22 protein-coding genes are annotated in these 23,237 nt (G+C 61.9%); 16 read left to right on the top strand and 6 right to left on the bottom strand.

Annotated features, from left to right (window positions below):
• Positions 1-26: 26 nt before the first annotated feature.
• Together BBJ66_RS16285 and BBJ66_RS16280 are read right to left on the bottom strand one after the other, a co-directional pair.
• A complete protein-coding gene (locus BBJ66_RS16285; protein WP_049731056.1) occupies positions 27-476 on the bottom strand; it encodes a pyridoxamine 5'-phosphate oxidase family protein in 450 nt (149 codons plus the stop codon).
• A 131-nt stretch (positions 477-607) separates the two neighbouring features.
• The gene (locus tag BBJ66_RS16280) at positions 608-1,525 is read right to left on the bottom strand and encodes a DMT family transporter (RefSeq protein WP_071088338.1); all 918 of its coding nucleotides are present in this window, start codon (positions 1,523-1,525) and stop codon (positions 608-610) included.
• 329 nt (positions 1,526-1,854) lie between these two features.
• On the opposite strand from BBJ66_RS16280, the gene BBJ66_RS16275 reads away from it, so the two are divergent.
• Entirely contained in the window at positions 1,855-2,109 is a 255-nt protein-coding gene (locus tag BBJ66_RS16275) for a type II toxin-antitoxin system Phd/YefM family antitoxin (RefSeq protein WP_071088336.1), read from the top strand.
• Positions 2,109-2,534 (top strand): type II toxin-antitoxin system VapC family toxin, encoded by a 426-nt coding sequence (locus BBJ66_RS16270; RefSeq protein ID WP_071088335.1) that lies wholly within the window; start codon positions 2,109-2,111, stop codon positions 2,532-2,534. The genes BBJ66_RS16275 and BBJ66_RS16270 overlap by 1 nt, the downstream gene beginning before the upstream one ends.
• A 106-nt stretch (positions 2,535-2,640) precedes the next feature.
• Here the strand turns inward: BBJ66_RS16270 and BBJ66_RS16265 are convergent, their stop codons facing one another.
• Entirely contained in the window at positions 2,641-3,291 is a 651-nt protein-coding gene (locus BBJ66_RS16265; RefSeq protein ID WP_071088333.1) for a GntR family transcriptional regulator, read from the bottom strand.
• Positions 3,292-3,456: 165 nt separating this feature from the next.
• Here BBJ66_RS16265 and BBJ66_RS16260 point away from each other — a divergent pair, with 165 nt between their 5' ends.
• The 3 genes from BBJ66_RS16260 to BBJ66_RS16250 all read left to right on the top strand — a co-directional run bounded on the left by BBJ66_RS16260 (position 3,457) and on the right by BBJ66_RS16250 (position 7,834).
• Entirely contained in the window at positions 3,457-4,881 is a 1,425-nt protein-coding gene (locus tag BBJ66_RS16260; RefSeq protein WP_071088331.1) for a malonyl-CoA decarboxylase, read from the top strand.
• Positions 4,878-6,392 (top strand): malonate--CoA ligase, encoded by a 1,515-nt coding sequence (locus BBJ66_RS16255; RefSeq protein WP_071088329.1) that lies wholly within the window; start codon positions 4,878-4,880, stop codon positions 6,390-6,392. The genes BBJ66_RS16260 and BBJ66_RS16255 overlap by 4 nt, the downstream gene beginning before the upstream one ends.
• Positions 6,393-6,487: 95 nt before the next feature.
• Positions 6,488-7,834, top strand: coding sequence for an SLC13 family permease (locus BBJ66_RS16250; RefSeq protein ID WP_071088327.1), 1,347 nt, complete (start codon positions 6,488-6,490; stop codon positions 7,832-7,834).
• A 69-nt stretch (positions 7,835-7,903) separates the two neighbouring features.
• On the opposite strand, the gene BBJ66_RS16245 is transcribed toward BBJ66_RS16250, so the two are convergent.
• Positions 7,904-8,473, bottom strand: coding sequence for a nucleoside 2-deoxyribosyltransferase (locus tag BBJ66_RS16245; RefSeq protein WP_071088325.1), 570 nt, complete (start codon positions 8,471-8,473; stop codon positions 7,904-7,906).
• Positions 8,474-8,670: 197 nt separating this feature from the next.
• Here BBJ66_RS16245 and BBJ66_RS16240 point away from each other — a divergent pair, with 197 nt between their 5' ends.
• The 10 genes from BBJ66_RS16240 to BBJ66_RS16195 all read left to right on the top strand — a co-directional run bounded on the left by BBJ66_RS16240 (position 8,671) and on the right by BBJ66_RS16195 (position 20,520).
• The gene (locus tag BBJ66_RS16240; protein ID WP_443217135.1) at positions 8,671-8,916 is read left to right on the top strand and encodes a DUF982 domain-containing protein; all 246 of its coding nucleotides are present in this window, start codon (positions 8,671-8,673) and stop codon (positions 8,914-8,916) included.
• Between the two features lie 201 nt (positions 8,917-9,117).
• Positions 9,118-10,146 carry a substrate-binding domain-containing protein gene (locus tag BBJ66_RS16235; protein WP_049731065.1) on the top strand — a complete coding sequence of 343 codons (1,029 nt, stop codon included), beginning with the start codon at positions 9,118-9,120 and terminating at the stop codon, positions 10,144-10,146.
• A 65-nt stretch (positions 10,147-10,211) separates the two neighbouring features.
• Complete coding sequence (locus BBJ66_RS16230; protein ID WP_071088321.1) at positions 10,212-11,744, top strand: sugar ABC transporter ATP-binding protein; 1,533 nt, start codon at positions 10,212-10,214, stop codon at positions 11,742-11,744.
• A gap of 28 nt (positions 11,745-11,772) precedes the next feature.
• Complete coding sequence (locus BBJ66_RS16225; RefSeq protein WP_116429645.1) at positions 11,773-12,765, top strand: ABC transporter permease; 993 nt, start codon at positions 11,773-11,775, stop codon at positions 12,763-12,765.
• A gap of 1 nt (position 12,766) precedes the next feature.
• Entirely contained in the window at positions 12,767-13,771 is a 1,005-nt protein-coding gene (locus BBJ66_RS16220; protein ID WP_071088319.1) for a sugar-binding transcriptional regulator, read from the top strand.
• On the top strand, positions 13,768-14,760 hold the full coding sequence (locus tag BBJ66_RS16215; RefSeq protein WP_071088317.1) for an aldo/keto reductase: 993 nt from the start codon (positions 13,768-13,770) through the stop codon (positions 14,758-14,760). The genes BBJ66_RS16220 and BBJ66_RS16215 overlap by 4 nt, the downstream gene beginning before the upstream one ends.
• 12 nt (positions 14,761-14,772) lie before the next feature.
• Entirely contained in the window at positions 14,773-16,521 is a 1,749-nt protein-coding gene (locus tag BBJ66_RS16210; RefSeq protein ID WP_071088315.1) for a glycerol-3-phosphate dehydrogenase/oxidase, read from the top strand.
• Positions 16,494-17,336, top strand: coding sequence for a class I fructose-bisphosphate aldolase (locus BBJ66_RS16205; RefSeq protein ID WP_049731070.1), 843 nt, complete (start codon positions 16,494-16,496; stop codon positions 17,334-17,336). Before BBJ66_RS16210 ends, BBJ66_RS16205 begins: the two co-directional genes overlap by 28 nt.
• Before the next feature lie 32 nt (positions 17,337-17,368).
• Positions 17,369-18,898, top strand: a complete 1,530-nt coding sequence (locus tag BBJ66_RS16200; RefSeq protein WP_071088313.1) for an FGGY-family carbohydrate kinase — start codon at positions 17,369-17,371, stop codon at positions 18,896-18,898.
• Positions 18,899-18,900: 2 nt separating this feature from the next.
• Positions 18,901-20,520 (top strand): GMC family oxidoreductase, encoded by a 1,620-nt coding sequence (locus tag BBJ66_RS16195; RefSeq protein ID WP_443217136.1) that lies wholly within the window; start codon positions 18,901-18,903, stop codon positions 20,518-20,520.
• 155 nt (positions 20,521-20,675) lie between these two features.
• On the opposite strand, the gene BBJ66_RS16190 is transcribed toward BBJ66_RS16195, so the two are convergent.
• On the bottom strand, positions 20,676-20,879 hold the full coding sequence (locus BBJ66_RS16190) for a cold-shock protein (protein WP_003572688.1): 204 nt from the start codon (positions 20,877-20,879) through the stop codon (positions 20,676-20,678).
• 425 nt (positions 20,880-21,304) lie between these two features.
• Here BBJ66_RS16190 and BBJ66_RS16185 point away from each other — a divergent pair, with 425 nt between their 5' ends.
• Positions 21,305-22,399, top strand: a complete 1,095-nt coding sequence (locus tag BBJ66_RS16185; RefSeq protein ID WP_049731139.1) for a hypothetical protein — start codon at positions 21,305-21,307, stop codon at positions 22,397-22,399.
• Positions 22,400-22,439: 40 nt separating this feature from the next.
• Here the strand turns inward: BBJ66_RS16185 and BBJ66_RS16180 are convergent, their stop codons facing one another.
• Positions 22,440-23,048: a class I SAM-dependent DNA methyltransferase gene (locus BBJ66_RS16180; protein ID WP_071088311.1), complete on the bottom strand. Its 609-nt coding sequence runs from the start codon at positions 23,046-23,048 to the stop codon at positions 22,440-22,442.
• Between the last annotated feature and the right edge of the window lie 189 nt (positions 23,049-23,237).

The raw sequence follows: 23,237 nt of genomic DNA, 5'->3' as shown, positions 1-23,237 counted from the left end.
CACACACTTTTCGGCATCATGCTCTCTTAACTCGCCGAGCCGGGCAGGGTGACCTCGCCGTTTTCCTCACCATCCCAGTACCGGATGGAGGACGCCGAAACTTTGATGAGAACGATCCCGGGAGTGTCCACACCTTCAGGAAACCACCGCTCCAGATCGGGCACCCAATGTTCTTCGAATGCCGCCTTGTCCCGCACCAGAGAGGCGAAGCCCTCGACGGCGATGAAAATCCCCGGTTTGCCGAGGAGGCTGGGAGGTGCCGTGAACGTCAGCGAGACGATGTCGATGCCTTCGATCTCCGTGATTTTCCTGCTGTCCTCGTACGAAAAGAACCAGGAATCCCCGTCATATTCGACGTCGCCATTATTGCTCATCGGCCGGGCCGAGATGCGGCCCGACCCGGCATTCGTCGACAGCATGCAGAAATCGATCTTCTTCAGTTGCGAGGATAGGTCTTCGAGGGTCATGGACGCCATTGCGATCTCCCGGGCTTGAATGCTCGGGAGTAGCGTGCAGGCGTCCAAATTGTTCCGTGGAAAGCCTGCGTGACTAAGCCTCCATACAGCAGCGTCCTATGCGAGGCTGAAAGATAAGCGGCGCTATACCCTCAATGGCCGTCCGGCGGGACCGCTTCGGCGGGAACCGTCTCTTTCAGGTTCTTCCGGTGGAAGATGAAGAGCCCGGCAAAGACGATGATGGCGGCGCCGACGACGATCTGCATATCGGGAATATCGCTGAAGAAGATGTAGCCGAGCACGATCGCCCAGAGCAGCAGCGTATATTGCAGCGGCGCCAGCAGCGATGCGGGGGCGAGCTTCAGCGAGCGGGTGATCAGGAGGTGCGCGCAGGTGGCGACGACGCCGAGCAGCAGCATGCCGGACCAATCGACCAGCGTTGCCGACTGCCAATGGCCGATGCTGAGCACGATGCCGGTGGCAAGGGCCGCGATCGTCTGCCATGTCACCAGCGTCGTGTCGCTGGTCGAGCGCAGGTAGCGGCTCATCACCAGCGACAGCGCAAAGGCAAAGCTGCCGACAAGACCGAAGAGCGATGGAAGCGACAGCATCGCCGTCGACGGGCGTAGCGCGATGACGACGCCTGTAAAGCCGATCAGGACGGCCAGCCACCGGCGCCAGCCGATCTTTTCCCCGAGAAAGAAATGCGAGAGCGCGGCAATGTAGATCGGACCGGCCATATAGAAGGTCATCACGTCCGCGAGCGGCAGATAGGCGACGGCCGCATAGAACAGGGCGACATCGCCGGTCGCCATGGCGACCCGCATGAACTGGAGGCCCTTCTGCTCGACGCGGAACAGGGCCATCGGCCCTTGCCTCGCGATCATCGGTCCGAGCACGATGAAAGCGCCAAGCGAGCGGATCACCAGCACCTGGCCGACGGCAAAGCTCGTCATCAGCCATTTGCCCATCGCATCGTTCAGCGCAAAGAGCAGATCGCCGAGCAGCATCAGCGCGACACCTGTCATGATCAGGTTTCCGGCATTGGTTGTCGCCGCCTTGGTCTTCATCTGTCGAATCCTCGAGAAAACAGCCGCGCATTGCGTGGCCGAGTGCGGCTTCGGCCTTAACACCACCGATGTCAATGGTGGGCTCGAAGCTGTTGCACTTAAATTCGGTGGCGAGGACGGTCTGTGGCGCCTCTGAAGGCGAGACGCCGCGGATTTCGAAACGCCCATGACTGCGGGCCGGATAATCAATCGCCGCAGAGCTCATCTGATTGCGGTGCTTGCCGATTGTAGGTCGGAGCTTACGATCAAGGGCGAGGCAGCGACTGTATCTTGTAATTCCGGCGAGTGCGGATTAAATGTGGTTACGTTACCACAAACGGAGGCTCGCCATGACCGTTACCACGCTTTCAGGCCGAGAACTCAATCAGGATCTTGGCCGCGCCAAGCGCGCCACCAAGGACGGGCCTGTGATCATCACCGACAGGGGGCGGCCCGCGCATGTTCTCTTGTCGTTCGACGAATACAAGCGGCTTACCGGCAAAATGCGGACCCTCGGTGACATGCTGGCAGCGCCCGGGGCGGAAGATATCGACTTGCCGCTCCCGACGCGCACCGAGCATGCCCGACCGGTCGATCTGTCGTGATGCTGTTGCTCGATACCAGTGTCGTGTCGGAACTGCGCAAGGTCGCGAGCGGCAAGGCCGACTCCAATGTGGTGGTCTGGAACGAAACCGTCGATCCGGCCGAGACGTTCATTTCCTCCGTCGTCCTGCACGAACTGGAGATTGGCGTTCGGCTGGTGGAGCATAATGATGCAGCCGCCGGGAAGGTGCTGCGCAACTGGCTGAAAAATTCCGTTCTCGCAGCATTTTCCGGCCGTATTCTGCCTCTCGATGAGGCTGCGGCCGTTCAGGCCGCCCAGTGGCATGTGCCCAATCCCAAATCGATCAACGACGCCTATATTGCGGCGACAGCCTTCACCCGCCGCATGACGCTGGTCACGCGCAATATCAAGGATTTCGAGGGCATGGGAGTGGCACTCGTGAATCCCTGGGCATCCCCGACATAGCATTCTCAAGAACCGCAGCGATCGTTTGTGTGATGCAATTAATCGCAGCCTGTGGGACGCGACCGCTGAACATTGATCAGTCCGCCGGACAGTTTTCCAACAGCGATCATCTGTTCGCCATGCTGGCGACCAGATCGCTGAATCTCTCGCCCTGAATGCCGACATGCGTCCGCAGCAGACGGCGGGCTTCGTCGCCATCTCCGGCAAAGATCGCATCGACGATAGCGCTATGTTCCGAGAAGGATGTCGACAGACGGTTTCGCACGCGCAGCTGGAGGCGGCGGTAGGGTCGCAGCCGTCGGTGCAATTGCACGCATTGCTCCTCGAGGAAATCGCTTCGGCCGGCTGCGTAGATGGCCTTATGAAACTCCTCATTGTCGTAATAATAGGCGTCACTATCGCCGGCGCCGGCTGATTGCTCGCAGCGGCTGTGGGCGGCCGCGATCGCTTCCCGGGAGGCGTTGTCCAGCCGCCGTGCGGCGAGCGAGCCGGCCAAGCCCTCCAGCTCGGCCATAACCTCGAACATCTCATAGACGCGGTGCGGTCCCGGATCGATGACAACTGCACCTCTGCGCGGCCGAATTTCGATGAGTCCGATCGCATCGAGTTGCATCAGCGCTTCGCGCACCGGTGTGCGGGAGACTCCGAACCGTGTCGCAAGCACCATTTCGTCGAGCCGCTCGCCAGGGGAGAACTCGTTGGAAAGAATTGAATTTTCAATTTCATCCCGCAGCCATCGGCCGACATTCTCAGACATCCGCTTCACTTTCCTCATACGAAAACGCATTTCTCGTATACAAGATTATTTATCTCGTGTACGAAAGGTGGCAATCTACATACTACCGATGAAGTTCCGCGATGGGAAGCAGCCGTTAAATACCGTGCATAATGCCGCCGGCCATCCGGCAGAGAGGAGAATGGCATGTCCGAGACTTCCTTCTTCACCGACATGCTGCAGAGCATTACGGACCGCGGCCGCCAGCTTCTGTTTTCCGGTTCGCGCGCCACGCAGGCCGCAGCCAAGGCTGATCTCCAGACGCTCTGTGACATGTTGCTATCGAGCCGAGGCGAAGCGTCGGGCATGGCCCTTGCGGCCGAGATACTCGATCGCTGGGAGGCGCTCGACAGCGACGGCGCGCAGGCATTCCTCCATATGCTTCACGAAAAGTTCGGCCCCGACACGGCCAAGCTCGACCAGGCGATTGAAAATTATCGCACTGACAAAAGCTCGGCCGTCATCATTGCTCTCCACCAGGCAGCCGAGCCAAGGCGACAGGAGCTTCTGCGGCGGTTGAATCACGCGCCGAACGGCACCGCCAAACTCGTCCGGATGCGCCAGCAATTGCTTGCTTCCAAAGACCAATCCGCAGGCTATGATGCCCTTGACGCGGACTTCACGCATCTGTTCGGCTCCTGGTTCAATCGTGGTTTTCTGACGCTGCGCCCGATCGACTGGTCGACGCCGGCTTGCATTCTTGAAAAAATCATAAAATACGAAGCCGTGCACGAGATCGCCGGCTGGGAGGAGTTGCGCCGTCGTTTGGCACCGTCCGACCGCCGATGCTTTGCCTTTTTTCATCCCCGGCTGGCCGACGAGCCGCTGGTGTTCGTCGAGGTGGCGCTCACACGATCGGTGCCCGGCGCGATCGGCGATGTGCTCGACGAGGGCAGGGAGCAAATCAATGCCGACGAGGCGACGACGGCGGTCTTCTATTCGATCTCGAACTGCCAGGATGGCTTGCGCGGAATCTCGTTCGGCAACTTCCTGATCAAGCAGGTCGTGGAAGACCTGCGCAGAGACCTGCCCGGCCTGAAGAATTTCGTCACGCTGTCGCCCGTTCCAGGCTTTGCCCGCTGGCTTGCCAAGGCGCGCGCTTCAGCCGCCGACCGGTCGCTGCCGGAGGCGGCCCGCAAAACGCTGATGCTGCTGGACGATCCGAACTGGCCTGACAACGAGGATACGGCAACCGAAATGGAGCGTGTGCTGCTGCCGCTTGCTGCACGCTATTTCCTGATCGAGCGGACGCCGGAGGGGCGCCCCGTCGATCCCGTCGCCCGCTTCCATCTCGGCAATGGCGCCCGGCTCGAAAGACTGAATTTTCTGGGCGACCGCTCGCCCAAGGCGATGCAGCAGGCACACGGTCTGATGGTCAATTACCTCTATAAGCTCGACGATATCGTGGCCAACCACGAGGCGCTGGCGCAGCGCGGCGAAGTGATTGCCTCGCCGGCCGTCAAAAACCTGGCCAACCAGCACGACGAAAGCCGCAGCAGCGGCAATGGCCAGCAAGGCTCGCGGCCATTCGCACAGATCATGAACTCAACGCTTGGAGGAGGGCGAAAGTGAGCAACCATCTTTTCGACGCCATGCGGGCAGCCGCGCCCGGTGACGCACCGTTCATTCGGATCGATAGCACGCGCACATGGACCTACGATGACGCATTCGCTCTTTCCGGCCGCATTGCCAGCGCCATGGATGCGCTCGGCATTCGCCCGGGCGATCGAGTGGCGGTTCAAGTCGAGAAGAGTGCCGAGGCGTTGATCCTCTATCTCGCCTGTCTTCGCAGCGGGGCGGTCTACCTGCCGCTCAACACGGCATATACGCTGGCTGAACTCGACTACTTTATCGGCGACGCCGAGCCGCGTTTGGTGGTTGTTGCGTCGGCTGCCCGAGCGGGCGTGGAGACGATCGCGAAGGCGCACGGCGCGATCGTCGAAACGCTCGACACTGACGGCAGCGGCTCGTTGCTCGATCTTGCGCGCGATGAACCGGCCGACTTCGTCGATGCCTCGCGCTCCGCCGACGATCTGGCGGCGATCCTCTACACGTCAGGAACGACGGGCCGTTCCAAGGGCGCGATGCTCACCCATGGGAACCTGCTCTCGAACGCCCTGACCTTGCGGGATTATTGGCGCGTCACGGCCGACGATCGGCTGATCCATGCCTTGCCGATCTTTCACACGCACGGGCTGTTCGTCGCCACGAATGTCACACTGCTTGCCGGCGCCTCGATGTTCCTGCTGTCGAAGTTCGATCCGGATGCGGTGCTGTTGCTGATGCCGCAGGCGACGATGCTGATGGGGGTGCCGACCTTCTACGTGCGGCTCCTGCAAAGCCCGCGCCTCGACAGAGAGACGGTCGCCAGCATCCGCCTCTTCATTTCCGGTTCGGCTCCGCTGCTTGCAGAAACACATACCGAGTTCCAGGCACGGACCGGTCATGCGATTCTCGAGCGCTACGGCATGACGGAGACCAATATGAACACGTCGAACCCCTATGACGGTGAACGGATTGCCGGAACGGTCGGTTTTCCTCTGCCTGACGTGGCGGTGCGGGTAACCGATCCCGCCACGGGGCAAGTGCTGCCGCCTGAACAAACCGGCATGATCGAGATCAAGGGGCCGAACGTCTTCAAAGGCTATTGGCGCATGCCGGAAAAGACCGCGGCCGAATTCACCGCCGACGGTTTCTTCACCAGCGGCGATCTCGGCAAGATCGACCGGCAAGGCTACGTCCACATTGTCGGCCGTGGAAAGGATCTGGTGATTTCGGGTGGATACAACATCTATCCGAAAGAGGTCGAAGGTGAGATCGACCAGATCGAGGGTGTGGTCGAGAGCGCTGTGATCGGCGTGCCGCATCCCGATTTCGGAGAAGGCGTGACCGCCGTCGTCGTGCGCAAGTCCGGCGCCGTCCTGGATGAAAAGACCATCGTCAGCGCCCTCCAGGACCGTCTTGCCCGCTACAAACAGCCCAAGCGCATCATTTTCGTCGAGGACCTGCCGCGCAACACGATGGGCAAGGTTCAGAAAAACATCCTGCGGCAGCAATATGCCGATCTTTACGCCGTGACGTAAGACGACCGCGCCCTCTGGGAGGAGGGTGCGCCGTATTCCGCATCAATCTTGAAAACAGCAACTACGGCGCCTGAGGCGTCGGAGGGAGGGGAATCATGGGCATTGAATTGCTATCCATAGGACTGCTGGTCGCTATGTTTGTCGTTGCCACGATCCAGCCGATCAACATGGGCGCGCTGGCCTTTGCCGGCGCCTTCGTGCTCGGCTCCATGGTCATCGGCATGAAAACCAGCGATATTTTCGCCGGCTTTCCGAGCGACCTGTTCCTGACGCTCGTGGCCGTCACCTACCTGTTCGCCATCGCGCAGATCAACGGCACGATCGACTGGCTGGTCGAATGTGCCGTCCGCCTGGTGCGCGGGCGGATCGCCTTGATTCCCTGGGTGATGTTCCTCGTCGCCGCCGTGATTACCGGTTTCGGTGCTCTTGGCCCGGCCGCGGTCGCCATCCTCGCGCCCGTCGCGTTAAGCTTTGCCGTGCAGTACCGCATTCACCCTGTCATGATGGGCCTGATGGTGATCCACGGAGCGCAGGCGGGCGGCTTTTCACCGATCAGCATCTATGGCGGCATCACCAACCAGATCGTCGAGAAGGCCGGCCTACCTTTTGCGCCGACGTCGTTGTTTCTCTCCAGCTTCTTCTTCAACCTGGCGATATCGGTGCTGGTCTTTTTCGTTTTCGGCGGCGCCAGAGTGAAGAAGCATGACGCCGCATCAATCGGCCCCTTGCCTGAACTGCATCCCGAGGGCGTATCGGCGTCGATCAGAGGCCATGGCGGCACGCCGGCAAAACCGATCAGGGAACACGCCTATGGCACGGCGGCCGATACCGCGACGAAGCTGCGCCTCGACAATCAGAGAATTACCACCCTGATCGGCTTGACGGCGCTTGGCGTCGGCGCCCTGGTTTTCAAGTTCAACGTCGGCCTCGTCGCAATGACGGTGGCCGTCGCCCTGGCGCTGCTGTCGCCAAAGACCCAGAAAGCGGCGATCGACAAGGTCAGTTGGTCGACCGTGCTGCTGATATCAGGCATCATCACCTATGTCGGCGTGATGGAAAAAGCCGGGACGGTCGACTATGTGGCGCACGGCATATCCAGTCTGGGCATGCCGCTGCTGGTGGCGCTTCTGCTTTGCTTTACCGGTGCAATCGTCTCGGCCTTTGCATCCTCGACCGCGCTGCTCGGCGCGATCATCCCTCTCGCCGTTCCATTCCTGTTGCAAGGACATATCAGTGCCGTCGGCGTGGTTGCCGCGATCGCAATCTCGACCACGATCGTCGATACCAGCCCGTTTTCCACCAATGGCGCCCTTGTCGTCGCCAATGCGCCGGATGACAGGCGAGAGCAGGTCCTCAAGCAGCTGCTGGTCTACAGCGCGCTGATTGCCATCATCGGCCCGATCGTCGCCTGGCTGGTGTTCGTCGTGCCGGGTCTGGTCTGACGGCGGGCTGCTATTCCCAGCAACGGTGCCGAGCCCGGCTCGGCACCGTTGCTGACCGCTCGGCCGCTTCTATCGCAGCTTCTCGACAGCGATGGCGAGACACGTCTTGAACGCGGCTAAATCGGTATAGAGCGCATCGCGAGGCGCGTCCCCGACGATGAGGACGCCGCCGCGCCGCTCGATCCCGGCGTGCAGCATGAGATTGTCGGCCAGGCCGAAATCCTCGATGGCAATCCCGTTCGGGTCTCGCAGCCGACCTTCGGCGTCATAGGCGACGGCCCCGCCATAAAGATCGCTCACCCGTCCGCTGTGATCCCTCGCCACATTCGTATAGGCGAAGACAGGCTTGCCGCTCGCGCACATAAAGCCGAGTTCGAAGGCCGTGCCGGTATCGGCGGCAATGCCGCGAAACGGCGTCAGATTGGCGATGATGGCGTCGGCCTCCATCATCATCTTCTCGTCCACCGCGTTTATCGCCGCCGCCCGCTCGCGCTTCGAATTCGTCTGCGGGATTTCCAGATCGCCTGGTGAGAGTGGGAGAAGCCCGGCCTCGCGGGCAAGCGCTGCTTTCCGGTCGAGCATTTCACGGGCGTTCGGAAGGAAGACTTCGGGACCGGCGAGATAAACTTTCTTTGTCATGGATGAATTGCACCTCAATGGATGGGCTCGGAATACGTCCCTTGCTGTAGAGCCAAGAAGGATCACAATCCAGTGGCCGAGAACAGCCCATGCCGTGTGCGCGCACAAATCCCTCGCCCGATCTGATTAGGACCAAAGTCCCATGCTGGAACGAGGCCGCACAGATGACGTTCAGCCGATAGCCGCGAGCAGAGGAGATGTCGATGCGCCATGATTTTTGGGACCAGCCCGTTGAGGTCATCGGGGATGGCGACCACCCTAAGAGTATCCGCAACAGCAGGGACGCGCTCGCATATCTCATGACCTGCTGGCCGCGTGAAAAAGCGGCATCCTTCGCCGTCGCGAAGAAGATCTGCACGGACGCCGTCAACGGGCGAGCCGATTCAGCCGCGGCCGCATTGGCATTCAAAGCCGCAGCTGAGGAAGCCGGCGTCCTTCGTTAGGAAACGGTTGCGCTCATAGTGGCCCTTCGTTGGCTGCGTTGAAATATATTTCAACGTATGAATTATATTGACATAACTTTGCCGTTAGGATTACCTGCTCATACCGGACTTCGAGGAGGAACTCCGGTCTTCAATGGATCATCGGCAGCCGCTCAGGCGCCGCCGGATATTTGGGAGGGGCTTCGGCCTCGAGGAGGAAACTTGCGCAGATTTTTAAGCACGACCGCATTGGCGGTCCTCGCATCGACGTTATTTGCCGGCGCAGCCAGCGCGGGCGCCGAAAATCCGTTCCGCTGCAAACCGGGCGAAAAATACGTCATGAACGTCATGGTCTCGGGCGTCGAATATTGGTTCCCGGTCTATGAGATGTTCAAGCAGGCCGGTCAGCAGCTCGGTTGCGAGACAGCCTATACCGGCACCCCGGAATATGACGTCAACAAGCAGATCGCCACTTTCGACCAGGCGCTGGCCCAGAACCCGGCCGGTATCCTTGTTCATCCGATGAACTCCGACCCGTTCATCGAGCCGATCAACCGGGCGATCGGCCAGGGCACGGCGGTCGTCACCTTCGCCGCCGATGCGCCGCTCTCCAAGCGCATCTCGTTCATCACTTCGGACAATACCCGCGAAGGCACCTATGCGGCCGATGCGATTGCCGAAAAGATGGGCGGCAAGGGCGAATATGCCGTTCTGGAAAATCCGGGCCAGGACAACCACGACAAGCGTATCGCCGCTTTCATCGCCCGCATGGACGAAAAATATCCCGATATGAAGCTGGTCGGCCGCGCTGCGTCCAACCAGGACCCGAACAAGGCCTATCAGGGCCTGATGAGCCTGGTGCAGGCCCATCCGAACCTTGGCGCCGTCTTCATGCCGGAAGCGAACTCGGCGATCGGCGCTTCGCAGGCCAACAAGGAAAGCGGCGGCAAGATCCTGGTGATGTGCGCCGACGTCAACGCCAACATCCTCGACATGATCAAGGCGGGCGAAGTGTTCGGCTCGATCAACCCGAACCAGGGCATGCAGGGTTACATGGGCTTCATGCTCCTGTGGCTGGCCAAGCATCCCGAACTTATCGACCCGATGAACGACGCCAAGCGCGCCAGCTTCAATCCGATGAGTATTCCGTTCGTCGACAACGGCCTGTCGATCGTCACGGCGGATAATGCCGATGACTTCTACTGGGACAAATACCTGAAGCGACGGGGCACCAAGGGCATCGAGGAGTAGGCCTTTTGGTCGGCTGTCCGGGCAATGGTCCGGACAGCCACCGCGGAAGTGAGGAGGAAACAATGATGGCGTCGGTGCCGGTTCTGGAAATCCGCAATGTCAGCAAGCACTTCGGTGCGGTGAAGGCGTTGACTGAAGTGCGCTTCAGCCTTGAGAAAGGCGAGGTTCATGCGCTTTGCGGCGAAAACGGCGCGGGAAAATCGACGCTGATGAACATCATTGCCGGCGTGCTGCAGCCCACCGAGGGGGAGGTTTTCGTCGATGGCGCGCCGGTAAAAGTGACGTCGCCGGCCGTGGCGCAGTCGCTCGGGCTCGGCCTCGTGCATCAGGAAATCGCGCTCTGCCCAGATGCGACGGTGGCCGAGAACATGTTCATGGCCGCGACCAACCGCCGCCGCTCGCCTTTCATGAATTACGGCAGGCTGGAGCGCGACGCGCAGCTCGTGATGAACCGGCTGGCGCCGATCGACGTCCGCCGCAAAGTCGGCGACCTGTCTATTTCCAGCCAGCAGCTCGTCGAGATCGCCAAGGCGCTGACGCTCGATTGCCGGGTGCTGATCTTCGACGAACCGACGGCAGCGCTGACGGAATCGGAGACGCAGGTGCTGTTCGGCATCATCCGCGACCTCAAGGCGCAGGGTATTTCGATCATCTATATCAGCCACCGCATGGCCGAAATCTTCAGCCTGTGCGACCGGGTCACCGTGTTTCGCGACGGCCGCTATGTCTCGACGGAGAAGGTGGCGGATTTGACGCCGGATGACGTGGTGCGTCGCATGGTCGGGCGCGAGATCACCCAGCTCTATCCTGAGAAGCAGGCGCCGGCGGAACGGACCGGCGAGACCATTCTGAGCGTTCGCCATCTCGGCGACGGCAGCCGCTTCACGGATGTAAGCTTCGACCTGCGCAAGGGCGAAATTCTGGGTGTCGGCGGGCTGATCGGCTCCGGCCGCACCGAGATCGCCGAAGGTATCTGCGGATTGCGGCCGGTGATCACAGGCGAGGTGCAATTGCATGGGCAGCGGCTGCCGACGCGCTCCTATGCGCAGGCCGCGCAGGCGGGCGTCGTCTACCTTTCGGAAGACCGGAAAGGTTCCGGTATATTTCTCGATCTTTCCATCGCCCAGAACATTGCGGTTCTCGATTTGAAATCGCTGACCGGACCGCTGGGACTGCTGAATTCCAGGGCCGAGGCGGATCGCGCCCGCGACCTGGTGCGGCGGCTCGGCGTGCGGATGGGCGGCATCGACATGCCGGTCTCGTCGCTGTCGGGCGGAAACCAGCAGAAGGTGGCGATTGCCAAGCAACTGGCGGTCAATCCCAAGGTCATCCTGATGGACGAGCCGACGCGCGGCATCGATGTCGGCGCCAAATCGGAAATCCACCGGCTGCTGCGCGATCTCGCGCACTCCGGCATCGGCATCGTCGTCATCTCGTCGGAATTGCCGGAGCTTCTCGGCCTGTGCGACCGGGTGCTGGTGATCCACGAAGGGACGGTTGCAGGCGAGGTCGAGGGCGAGACGATGACTGAGGAAGCGATCATGCGGCTCGCATCGGGGATCGGCAGTCACGCAAGGGCATCCGAGCATGCCGCATAAAGAAAACGCAGGGGCGGGAGACAAGGTCATGGCGGATGCTACGTTGACAGGGGCACATCAGGCACGCGCGCCCGGCTGGAAACGGCTGGGGACGATGCGCGAGGCTGGACTGATCGCAATCATTCTGGCGCTGTGCATCGTCATGAGCTTTGCCTCGCCGCATTTTCTGACGCTCGGCAATTTCCGGGCGATGCTGATGTCGTTCTCGGTCGAAGGGATCGTCGTCGTCGGCATGACCATCCTGTTGATCGTCGGCGGCATCGACCTGTCGGTCGGCTCGGTCGTCTGCTTCTCGATGGTGCTGTCGGGCTCGTTGTTCCTGCTGGGGCTCGATCCGTGGAGCGCATCCCTGATCGGCATCCTTGCCAGCGGCCTGATCGGCTGCGTCATGGGCTTCTTCGTCACGGTCGTCGGGCTCAACCACTTCATCACCTCGCTGGCGGCGATGGTGATCGTACGCGGCGTCTGCCTGATCATCACCAAGGGCACGCCGCTGTCGCTGTTCACCTTGCCGCCCTCGTTCAAGGCGGTCGGGCAGGGCACGTTCTCCGGCGTCCCCTATGTGATCCTGATCTTCGTTGCCGTCGTCGTGCTGTTCGATTTCCTGCTGCGCCGGGCAACCGCCTTCCGCAAGGTGTTCTACACCGGCAGCAATGAGAAGGCGGCGCTCTATTCCGGCATCAAGACCAACCAGGTGAAGTTCTGGGTGACGGTGCTCTGCGCCACGCTGTCCGGTGTTGCCGGCGTGATCTACATGTCACGCTTCGGCGCCGCGACCCCGACCTTCGGCGTCGGCATGGAGCTCAACATCATCGCCGCCGCGGTGATTGGCGGTGCGTCGCTGAACGGCGGCTCAGGCACGATCCTCGGCGCAATTCTCGGGATTGCCCTGCTGTCGGTCGTCACAAGCTCGTTGATCTTGCTCGACGTGTCCGTCTATTGGCAAGACATGATCAAAGGCTGCATTCTGCTTGCCGCCGTCTCGATCGATCATTTCCTGCACAAGCGGAAGGCTGCCTGATATGCCGATAGCCAAACTCAAACCCGCAAACGCGCCGCGCGAGGAAATCGTCATCGCCCGGCAGATGCACCAGGCTCTGGTTCTGCATTTCCTCGAAGGGCTGACACAGGCGCAGATTGCCGATCAGCTCGGCATTTCGCACGCCACCGTCAACCGCCTGATCAAGCGCGGCCGCCAACTCGGCCTGGTCGAGATCAAGATCAAGTCGCCGGTCGAGCCGCTGGTCGATATGGAAGAACAGCTGCGGGCGCTCGGCGGCATCGGCCGCGCCGTGGTCGTGCCGACGGTGTCCGACAATCCGCAGACGGCACTGCAAGCCGTCGGCGAAGCCGCCGCGCGCTTGCTGCTGGAAGAGATCGTCGACGGCGATACGATCTGCATCACCGGCGGCAAAGGCGTGAGCGCCGTCGTCGCCGGCCTGCAGCCGCCGCGCCGTTTCGATGTCGAAGTCATTCCGGCAACCGGCTGCGTGCAGGGCAAGCACTATACCGACGTCAACCACGTCTCGACCTTGATGGCCGACCGGCTTGGCGGGCGTTCCTACCAGATCCACGCCCCGCTCTTTGCCGACGATGCCGAGCAGCGGGCGATGCTGATCAACATGCGGTCCGTCGCAGACGTTTTCAAACGGGCGCGCGAGGCGAAGGTGGCCGTGGTCGGCATTGGTTCGATCCTGTCGGACGATTCCAGCTATTACGACCTGCATCCCTCCTCAAGCACCGACCGCGCCGCGATCGAGCGGTCCGGCGCCTCCTGCGAATTGCTGGCGCATCTGCTCGATGATCATGGTCGGGTCTGCGATTACAGCCTCAATCGTTCGCTGGTGTCGTTGACGCTGCCGGAATTCGCGTCGATCCCCATCAAGATCGGTGTCGCGAGCGGGCCGAACAAGGCGGGCCCGATCCTCAGCGTTCTCCGCGGCAATCACCTGGATACGCTGGTGACCGATGAGGCGACGGGTGCGCGGGTGCTGGCACTGGCGAATGGCGAAGGGAAATGGGCATGAGCGCGGAGCAATTGACACGCGAGATCGGTAAATCCGGCGTCTCCGCCTCGGCGGTCGGCCTGGGCACCTGGGCGATCGGCGGCTGGATGTGGGGCGGGACCGACGAAAGCGAATCGATCGCCGCGATCCAGGCATCGCTCGATGCTGGCGTGACGCTGATCGACACGGCGCCGGCCTACGGGCTTGGACGTTCCGAGGAAATCGTCGGCAAGGCCTTGACCGGCCGCCGCGACAAGGCTGTCATTGCCACCAAATGCGGCCTTGTCTGGCATACGCAGAAGGGTCGTCATTTCTTCGATCAGGACGGCAAGCCGGTCCACCGCTATCTCGGCCGCGATGCGATCCTGCATGAGGTCGAGGAAAGCCTGAGGCGGCTCGGAACCGACTATATCGACCTCTACATCACCCATTGGCAGGACCCGACGACCTCGGTCGAGGAAACCATGCGGGCGCTGGAAGATCTGCGCACAGCGGGCAAGATCCGGGCGATCGGCGCAAGCAATGTCAGTCGCGACGATCTCGATGCCTATATCGCGGCCGGTGGCCTCGACGCCATCCAGGAGCGGTTCAGCATGATCGACCGCGAGATCGAGGCGGAGCTTCTGCCGCTGACCAGGGCGAACGGCATAGCGACGCTGAGCTACTCGTCCCTGGCGCTGGGGTTGCTGTCCGGCACGATCGGTCCGGACCGGGTGTTCTCAGGCGACGACCAGCGCAAGGACAATCCGCGCTTTTCGGTCGGCAACCGCCGGAAGGCAATGGCGCTTGCCGACGCCATCCGGCCGGTCGCCGAAAAACACGGCGCTAGCATCGCCCAGACCGTGATTGCCTGGACGCTGGCGCAGCCCGGCGTGACCTTTGCGCTCTGCGGTGCGCGCAATCCGGCACAGGCGATCGACAATGCACGGGCCGGGACCATCCGGCTGGATGCGGCCGATCGTGCGGCTATCGATACGGCCATAGCGGCGACACTGACTGATATGAGATAGCGGATCGCCATCATGAAACGTGAAGAAATATTGGACGGGCTTCGCCGCAGCCCGAAGGTGGACGTGTGTATCATCGGCGGCGGCATCAACGGCATCAGCGTCTTTCGGGAGCTGGCGCTGCAGGGGCTGAATGTGCTGCTCGTCGAAAAGCACGATTATTGCTCCGGCGCCAGTTCGGCGCTGTCGCGCATGGTGCATGGCGGGCTTCGCTATCTTGAAAACGGCGAATTCAAGCTGGTGCAGGAATCGCTGGTCGAGCGCGACCGGCTGCTGCGCAACGCGCCGCATTATGTCGCGCCGCTGCCGACGACAGTGCCGGTATTCGATATCTTTTCCGGCCTCGGCAATGGCATCGTCCGCTTCCTGGGTCTCAGCCGCCGCCCGAGCCGCCGCGGCGCCGTCGCCATCAAAGCGGGCCTCAGCATCTATGATTTCCTGACGCGCAAGCGCGCGCTGATGCCGCGCCACCAGTTTCGCGGCCGGCGCACGACGCTTGCCAAGTGGCCGGCGCTCAATCCCGACATCAAGAGTTCGGCCACCTATTTCGACGCCTGGGTCAGCCACCCCGAGCGGCTGGGCATCGAGCTTCTGCAGGATGCTCTTTCAGCCGAACCCGGCGCGATGGCACTGAACTATGCCGAACTGCGTCGGATGGAAAATGGCGGGTATCGCGTCGAAGACCGGATAGGCGGCGCGTCCGTCGCCGTCGAGCCGGCGCTGATCATCAACGCCACCGGCGGCTGGATCGACGTTGCCAATCGAACCCTGTTTTCTCAGGAGGCCCGGCCGGCGCCGCTGATCGGCGGCACCAAGGGCTCGCATCTGATCATCGACAATGCGGATCTGCGCGACGCACTTGCCGATCACATGATCTACTACGAGAACGAGGACGGGCGGATCTGTATCCTGTTTCCCTATCTCGGCAAGGTGCTCGTCGGTTCTACCGATATCCGTGTTAATGATCCGGAAACGGTGCGCTGCGAGGCGGAGGAGCGGGATTATATCCTGCAATCGCTCGCCTTCGTGCTGCCTGATATCACCATCCGGCCGGAGCAGATCGTTTTCCGGTTTGCCGGCGTGCGGCCGCTGCCGGCCAGCACCGACAGTTTTACCGGACGCATCCCGCGCGATCATTTCTGCACCGTGCTGGAGCCGTCCGAGGGCAGGCCGCCGGTGCTCTGCATGATCGGCGGCAAGTGGACGACATTCCGCTCCTTCGGCGAACTGGCGGCAGACCAGGCTCTGGAAAAGCTCGGCAGAAGGCGCCGGGTTGCGACAACCGACCGGCCGATCGGCGGCGGGCGGGCATTTCCGGCCAACAGATCCGTCTGGCTGGCGCAGGCGGCAAGCGGCAAGGATCTTTCCGCCGGGCGCATGGCTGAGTTGTTTGGCCGATACGGCACGGATGCCGAGCCGATTGCCGGTTTCATCGCGGCAGGCCAGGATGCAGCCCTGCCGCACGCCGGCTACACCACGCGCGAATTGCAGCTGCTGATCCGCGATGAAGCGGTGGAACATCTGGACGACCTGCTTTTGCGGCGCACCACGCTTGCCGTTTCGGGCGAGCTTTCGCTCGACATGACGGATGCCGTTCTCGACCTGCTGGCGCAGGAAAAGCGCTGGACGCCGGGCCGTCGTGCCGGCGAGCGCGATCGTTTTCTCACCCTTCTCAACGAACGCCACGGCGTCGACGAAGACATGCTTTCCGCAAGGAACGAACCAAGGAGCACAGAATGCGACACAACAGCAAAGTCCGGATGAACCGGCTGTTCGGCCGCGGCCGCTGCCTCGACGTGGCGATCGATCACGGCGTTTGCAACGAGCCGTCTTTCCTCGACGGGCTGGAGGATATTCAGGCCGTCGTCGGCGCCCTGGTCTCTGCCGGGCCGGATGCGATCCAGATGAACTACGGCCAGGCGGACCTGCTGCAGGACATGCCCGGCAAGGACAAGCCGGCGCTGGTCATGCGCATCGACATGGGCAATCCGTATAACCGCATACGCCACCGCGACATGTGGGCGGTGCTGCAGAACAAGGCCGAGCCGTTGATCGGCGCGATCGAGATGGATGCGGCCTGCGTCGTCGTCAACCTGTTCATGCTGCCGGACGAGCCGGACCTGTTTCGCCAGTGCGTTGAGAATATTTCCCGCGTGCGGGCCGATTGCGACAAGTATGGCATGCCGCTGATGATCGAGCCGCTGGTGATGCAGCCGGTCACCGAAAAGGGTGGTTACATGGTCGATGGCGACGCCGACAAGATCGTCACGCTGACGCGGCTCGCTCGCGAAATGGGCGCCGATATTGTCAAGGCGGATCCGACCACCAATGCCGAGGATTTCCACAGGGTGGTGGAGGCAGCCCGCTGCCCGGTTCTCGTCCGCGGCGGCGGCAAAGAAGATCTTCGCGCCGTCTTCGACAAGTCGGCGGCCTTGATGCGGCAGGGCGCGGTGGGCATGGTCTATGGGCGCAACATCTATCAGCACGCCAATCCGAGTGCCGTGGTGCGCGGGCTGATGGCGATCGTGCATGAGGATGCGAGCGGCGAACAGGCCTTTGCGCTCTATCAGCAGGGCTGAGTTGCGATTTCGAACCTTCGGAGGGGTTCTGCATGGGAGACTATCTTCTGGGGCTCGACGCCGGAAATACCGTCATCAAGGCGGTGATTTTCGACCGGCACGGCAACGAGATCGGGGCTGCCTCCGAGGAGGGGCACAGCCGCATGCCGAGCCCGGGACATGTCGAGCGGGGGCTGGACGAACTCTGGACGAATGCGCGGCAGGTCATCCGCGCCTGCATCGAAAAGGCAAGGATCCGGCCGGAGGAGATCGCCGCGATCGGCTGCGCCGGGCATGGCAACGGTCTCTATGCGCTCGATCGCGACGGCGCTCCGCTGCTCGCCATCCAGTCGCTCGACACGCGGGCAGCCGGGCTGGTCGACGAATGGCGGGAGGCCGGCGTCGGAGACCGAACCTATCCGATTGCCCGACAGCGTCCGTGGCCGTCCCAGACGCCGACATTGCTTGCCTGGCTTAAGCGCCACCGGCCGGAACTGTTCGAGTGCATCGGCACGGTGTTCTTCTCCAAGGATTTTATCGTCAACCGCCTGACCGGCCGCCGCGTCAGCGAGGTGTCCGACATGTCGGGAGCCGGTTTGCTCGATCTTGCCGCGCGCTGCTACGACAAGGCGCTGATGGAGGCCTATGGACTGGGCGATTGCATGGACCTCCTGCCGCCGCTCATCGAAAGCGCCGACATTGCCGGCGCGGTAACGGAAGAGGTGGCGACGCAAACCGGGCTCGCGGCCGGTACGCCGGTGGTCGGCGGACTGTTCGACGTCGTCGCCTCGGCGCTCGGCTCTGGCGTTTCGCGCACCGGCAGCGCCTCGATCATTGCCGGCACCTGGAGCATCAACCAGGTCGTCATCGACGGTCCCGACCTCGACGGCCCGGTGTTCATGTCCTCGACTTTCGACCGCACCCGCTACATGGCGATGGAAAACAGCGCCACCTCGGCTGCCAATCTCGAATGGCTGGTGCGGGAGTTCTTCGAAGGCGAGCATGCGCAAGGCGTCTCGCCCTTCGATGCCTGCTGCGCGCTGGCCGCGGCGATCAAGCCCGCGGCAGACGACCCGCTCTATCATCCCTATCTCTACGGCGCCCAGCAGGACGGCCACGCGCGCGCCGGCTTCTACGGACTTGCCGGCTGGCACAGCAAGGGGCATCTCGTGCGCGCGCTTCTCGAAGGCGTCGCCTTCGGCCATCGCCAGCACATCGAGACGATCCGCAAGGCCGGTGCAGATTTCAACGAAGCCATGCTGTCCGGCGGCGGCTCGCGCAGCCTGATCTGGCCGCAGATCTTTGCCGATGTGCTCGGCGTTCCCGTCACCGTGGCCCGCTCGCGTGAAACCGGTGCGCTAGGGGCAGCGATTGCAGCGGGAACCGGCGTCGGCATCTTCGCCGACTTCGGCGCCGGCGCTGCTTCAATGGTGCAGACCGCGCGGCATTACCAGCCGGATGTCTCGCTTGAGGGGCATTATGCGCGCCGCTACGCTCTCTATCTCGAAATCGCCGAGGCGATGGCGCCGCTGTGGCGGCGTCTGACGGCGGTTCCGCCGGCGGCAGCGGGAGTGGCGGCGTGAACATGCGTGTGAACGATGCGGCCATCGAGGCCGGAAGCTACGATTACATCATCGTCGGCGCGGGATCGGCGGGATGCGTTCTGGCCAACCGGCTGTCGGCCGATCCGAAAAACCGCGTCCTGCTGCTCGAAGCCGGCGGCAGCGACCGGTATCACTGGGTGCATGTGCCGATCGGCTATCTCTACTGCATGGGCAATCCCCGCACCGACTGGATGATGAAGACGGCTGAAGAAGCCGGGCTGAACGGCCGCTCGCTGCCCTATCCGCGTGGAAAAGTCCTGGGTGGCTGCTCGTCGATCAACGGCATGATCTACATGCGCGGCCAGGCGGCCGATTACGACGGCTGGCGGCAGGCGGGCAATTCCGGCTGGGGCTGGGACGACGTGCTGCCCTATTTCCTGAAATCCGAGGACAATTACCGCGGCAAGTCGCGCATGCACGGGGCAGGCGGCGAATGGCGGGTGGAAAAGCAACGGCTTTCCTGGCCGATCCTCGATGCCTTTCGCGATGCGGCCGAAGAACTCGGCATTGCGAAAACCGACGATTTCAACGATGGCGACAATGAGGGGTCAGGCTATTTCGAGGTCAATCAACGCGGCGGCCTGCGCTGGAACACGACCAAGGCCTTTCTGCGCCCGGCGATGAAGCGGGCCAATCTGCGCGTGCTGACCGGCGCCGAAACCGAGCGGCTGGAATTCGACGGCAGGATGGTGGCCGGCGTGCGGTTCCGGCTGAACGGCCAAACTCATCTGGCGCGCGCCGGCCGCGAGGTTATTCTGTCTGCCGGTGCGATCAATTCACCGAAAATCCTGGAACTGTCAGGGGTTGGCCGCCCGCATGTGTTGTCCGCGGCCGGACTGGATGTCACCCATGAACTTGCCGGTGTCGGCGAAAACCTGCAGGACCATCTGCAGATCCGCACGGTTTTCCGCATCGAGGGCGCAAAGACGCTGAACCAACTCTATCACAACCTGTTCACCCGGGCGGGCATGGGGCTTGAATATATGCTGCGCCGGTCCGGGCCGCTATCCATGGCGCCGAGCCAGCTTGGCATCTTTGCCAAGAGCGATCCGGCGGTTGCCACGGCCGATCTCGAATATCACGTGCAGCCCTTGAGCACCGACCGGCTGGGCGAGCCGCTGCACAAATATCCGGCCGTCACCGTCTCCGTCTGCAATCTGCGGCCGGAAAGCCGCGGCAGCGTGCATGTCGGCGGCCCGGACTTTTCCGTGGCGCCGGACATCCGCCCGAATTATCTTTCGACCGTCGGCGACCGGATCGTGGCGACAAAATCTATCCGGCATGCCCGCCGGCTGATGAAGGCCGGCGCCATCGCCAAGTACCGGCCGCAGGAGATGCTGCCGGGCACGGAATACCAAAGTGATGAGGACCTGATCCGCCGCGCCGGCGATATCGCCACAACGATCTTCCATCCGGTCGGCACCTGTAAAATGGGCAGCGACACGACGGCGGTGGTTGATTCGCAATTGCGGGTGCATGGGCTGGCGAAGCTGCGAGTCGTCGACGCCTCGATCATGCCGACCATCGTCTCGGGCAACACCAATTCGCCGGTGATCATGATTGCCGAGAAGGCAGCCGAGAGCATTCTGTCGGAGGCGTAGAGAGAGCCTCGCATATGTCTGACGTGAATACGTAGAGCACTCTTGCCGTCCCGGTATCCGAAAACGACACAGACCTCGACTATCGCCGTCACGTCATAGGGCGCGACGGCGAGCCCAACCCGCTTAAAGCGGGTTGGGCAATCTTCGACTTTCGATCAGAGGGTTGAGACGTTCTCAGCCTTCGATTTTCCGGTCTTGCGATCCTGTCCGACGTCGAAGCTGACCTTGTCGCCTTCGCGGAGCGAACCGCCGCGCTGCAGCGCAGACACGTGCACGAACACGTCCTGTCCGCCATCCTCGGGGGTGATAAAGCCGAAACCCTTGTCGTCATTGAAGAATTTAACCGTACCTGTCGGCATGAGATAACTATTCCTTGTGTCATTCGTCGATTTGCGAAAGCGAAACTATACCGCCGCTGCTCCTCTATCAACCTTCATGCAGGTGACGCAACTTTAAAGACAAAGAGGCAACAGTTTCGTCGAGGGTCAATCCGGCTCCCGACAGCCGATCGCCTGACCATCCGAGTTTTTTATCGTCTCGATGCGGCGTTCGGAGGCATCGCTGAAATTTCTGTCTCGTGGCGCCCGCGTTGTCGACGGAATCAACGTAGGATTGCTCGCGCGTGTAGAAAGGGATTGCCGATCGCTCGCATCAGGTTGTAGATCGGTATCACACAATGGGATTGTGCAAGCCGGTATGCATGACGCCAACTTCGCTCGTCCTCATCGGCTGCCGTCTGAAGCTTTACCGGCGCGCTGCGCTGTCACATGAGGGGTCTGCGCCATTGTCTTCGCTTGTTCTCCCCAGCCGCCCGCTTTCACTGGCGCGCAACGTCATCTCCACGCCGAACGCCTACTTCTGGGCAACGCCCATTATCCTGGCATTGGCGATCTTTCTATTCATCTCGGAAGCACCGGGCGTGATCCGCGATTTCCAGATCAATCAGAACCCTTTGGTGCTCGAAAACGGCGACGTGCAAAACGGGAAATGCACGACACGTAAGGCAGTCTTTACCGACTGCGAGGCACGCCTTGTCTATAGCTACGGCGGACGAAACTACGACACCGAAGTCGAGGTCATGTTCGTCGATTTCCATACCGGCGATTATGAAACCGATCTTGTGATTTCCGCCGATCATCCGGAGCTCGCGACGATGAGCCTGGGTCTGGACATGCTGTGGAACAGGATCATCACGCTCACTGTGTTTGTGGTTCTGCTTGGCGGCATGAGCCTGGGTATGATTTTTCTCGGTATGCGTATCTGGCGGGTCAAGGGGCAATTGCGCCGGCCTGCCAGACTGATCCCTATCCCGGTCGAGATCAGCGCATTCGACCGCAAGCGCGGCGTCCTTTCCATCACCTACAATGACAAGATTGCCGCCGACAAAACCGGGCGATCGGCTTACACGCGCATGAAGAGCGGACAGGAACCGCTGATCGTCGGGGAAGCCAATGGCAAGGCGATCGGAATGGCCGTCAGGCACGGCAATACGGCCCTGCCGGTGCTTCTGGACGATCGTCTGCAGCGGGTCGAGCTTACGGATGCCGAGCGCACAGCGGCTCTCGCACCCCTGGCGCATCAGCAAGACGGCGATCAGCATGCACCGGTGTTGATCGAAGAACCAAAGAGGACGGTATCGATCTGGAAGCGGCTGCGGCTTTTCTTCGGCACCTTGCTTCTGATCGTCGTCGGTGTTGGCGGCTTCTGGCTTTGGTACGTCACGAGTTCCCCGACACAATTCCAATCGCCTGGCATGGACATCAACAATCTCATGCCGGCGCCGCTGAACCAGTGGGGATGCGATCAGCTGAAGAAGCGGTTTGGCCAGGATCGTGCGCCGTTCGGTTGCACCGCCGCCGATTATACGAGCTGGAAATAACTAGCCTCGGCAATCGCGAAGCCGCATAAGATGCGGCGCGTCAACCCGGCCGTCGAGCATAAAAGGTGTTCCAGGCTTCGCCGTTGCGGCTCATGCGGTAGGCGTCCCATTCGAGATTCAGGCCGGCCGCCTTGATGCACAACGCGAAGTCGTCCCGGCGCCAATAGGTCATATGGTAGGCGCCGCTCGTCTCGCCGTCTCCATCCCGCATCGTCACCAGGAAGACGCCGCCGGGGCGCAGCGCGGCGGCGATCTTTTCGAGGACCTGGCCGGTCTGGTGGCGAGGCACGTGGATGAGAACACAGAGAGCGATCACCGCATCGTAAGGGCCGCCGAGGTCGTCGGTGATGACGTTGAGGAACTCGCCTGCCTTGCCGCGTGCTGCCTGCAGCTCAAGAAACCGCCGCGTGGCATCGGTTCGCCTTACCAAAACGCCCTGTGTCTCGAGGAAATCCGCATCCCACCCAGGGCCTGATCCGATCTCAAGGACCCGGCCGCCTTTGCCGGCGGCGATGGCGACCTGACGCAAGGCCGCCTCCAGGCTGGGCGCGGGAAACGGATCAACGATGCGGCTATATTCATCGGCACAACCTTCATAGGAATCGATCGTGCGTTGGGTACCGGCCAGAGCGGCGGAAGAGACAGGCATTTTTGACCTCCGGTTGATGGAAAACCGGGCGCCGTTCGAGGGCGCCATATCACCATGCTCGCCGTAAGGCCGCGTAAGCACATCAGGCAAAATGCCTAGAGCGGTTTGCGACTTGGTTGAATCGGGATTCCGCTTTTGTCGCAAATCAGATTTGATTGAATGAGCGATGGAGGCTTGTTCGATGGGTCG

This window comes from Rhizobium sp. RSm-3, from assembly GCF_001854685.1.
Classification (GTDB): Bacteria; Pseudomonadota; Alphaproteobacteria; order Rhizobiales; family Rhizobiaceae; genus Rhizobium; species Rhizobium ecuadorense.
Note: the sequence above shows the minus strand (reverse complement) of the source record. Positions and strands in the feature narration are given on the sequence as shown.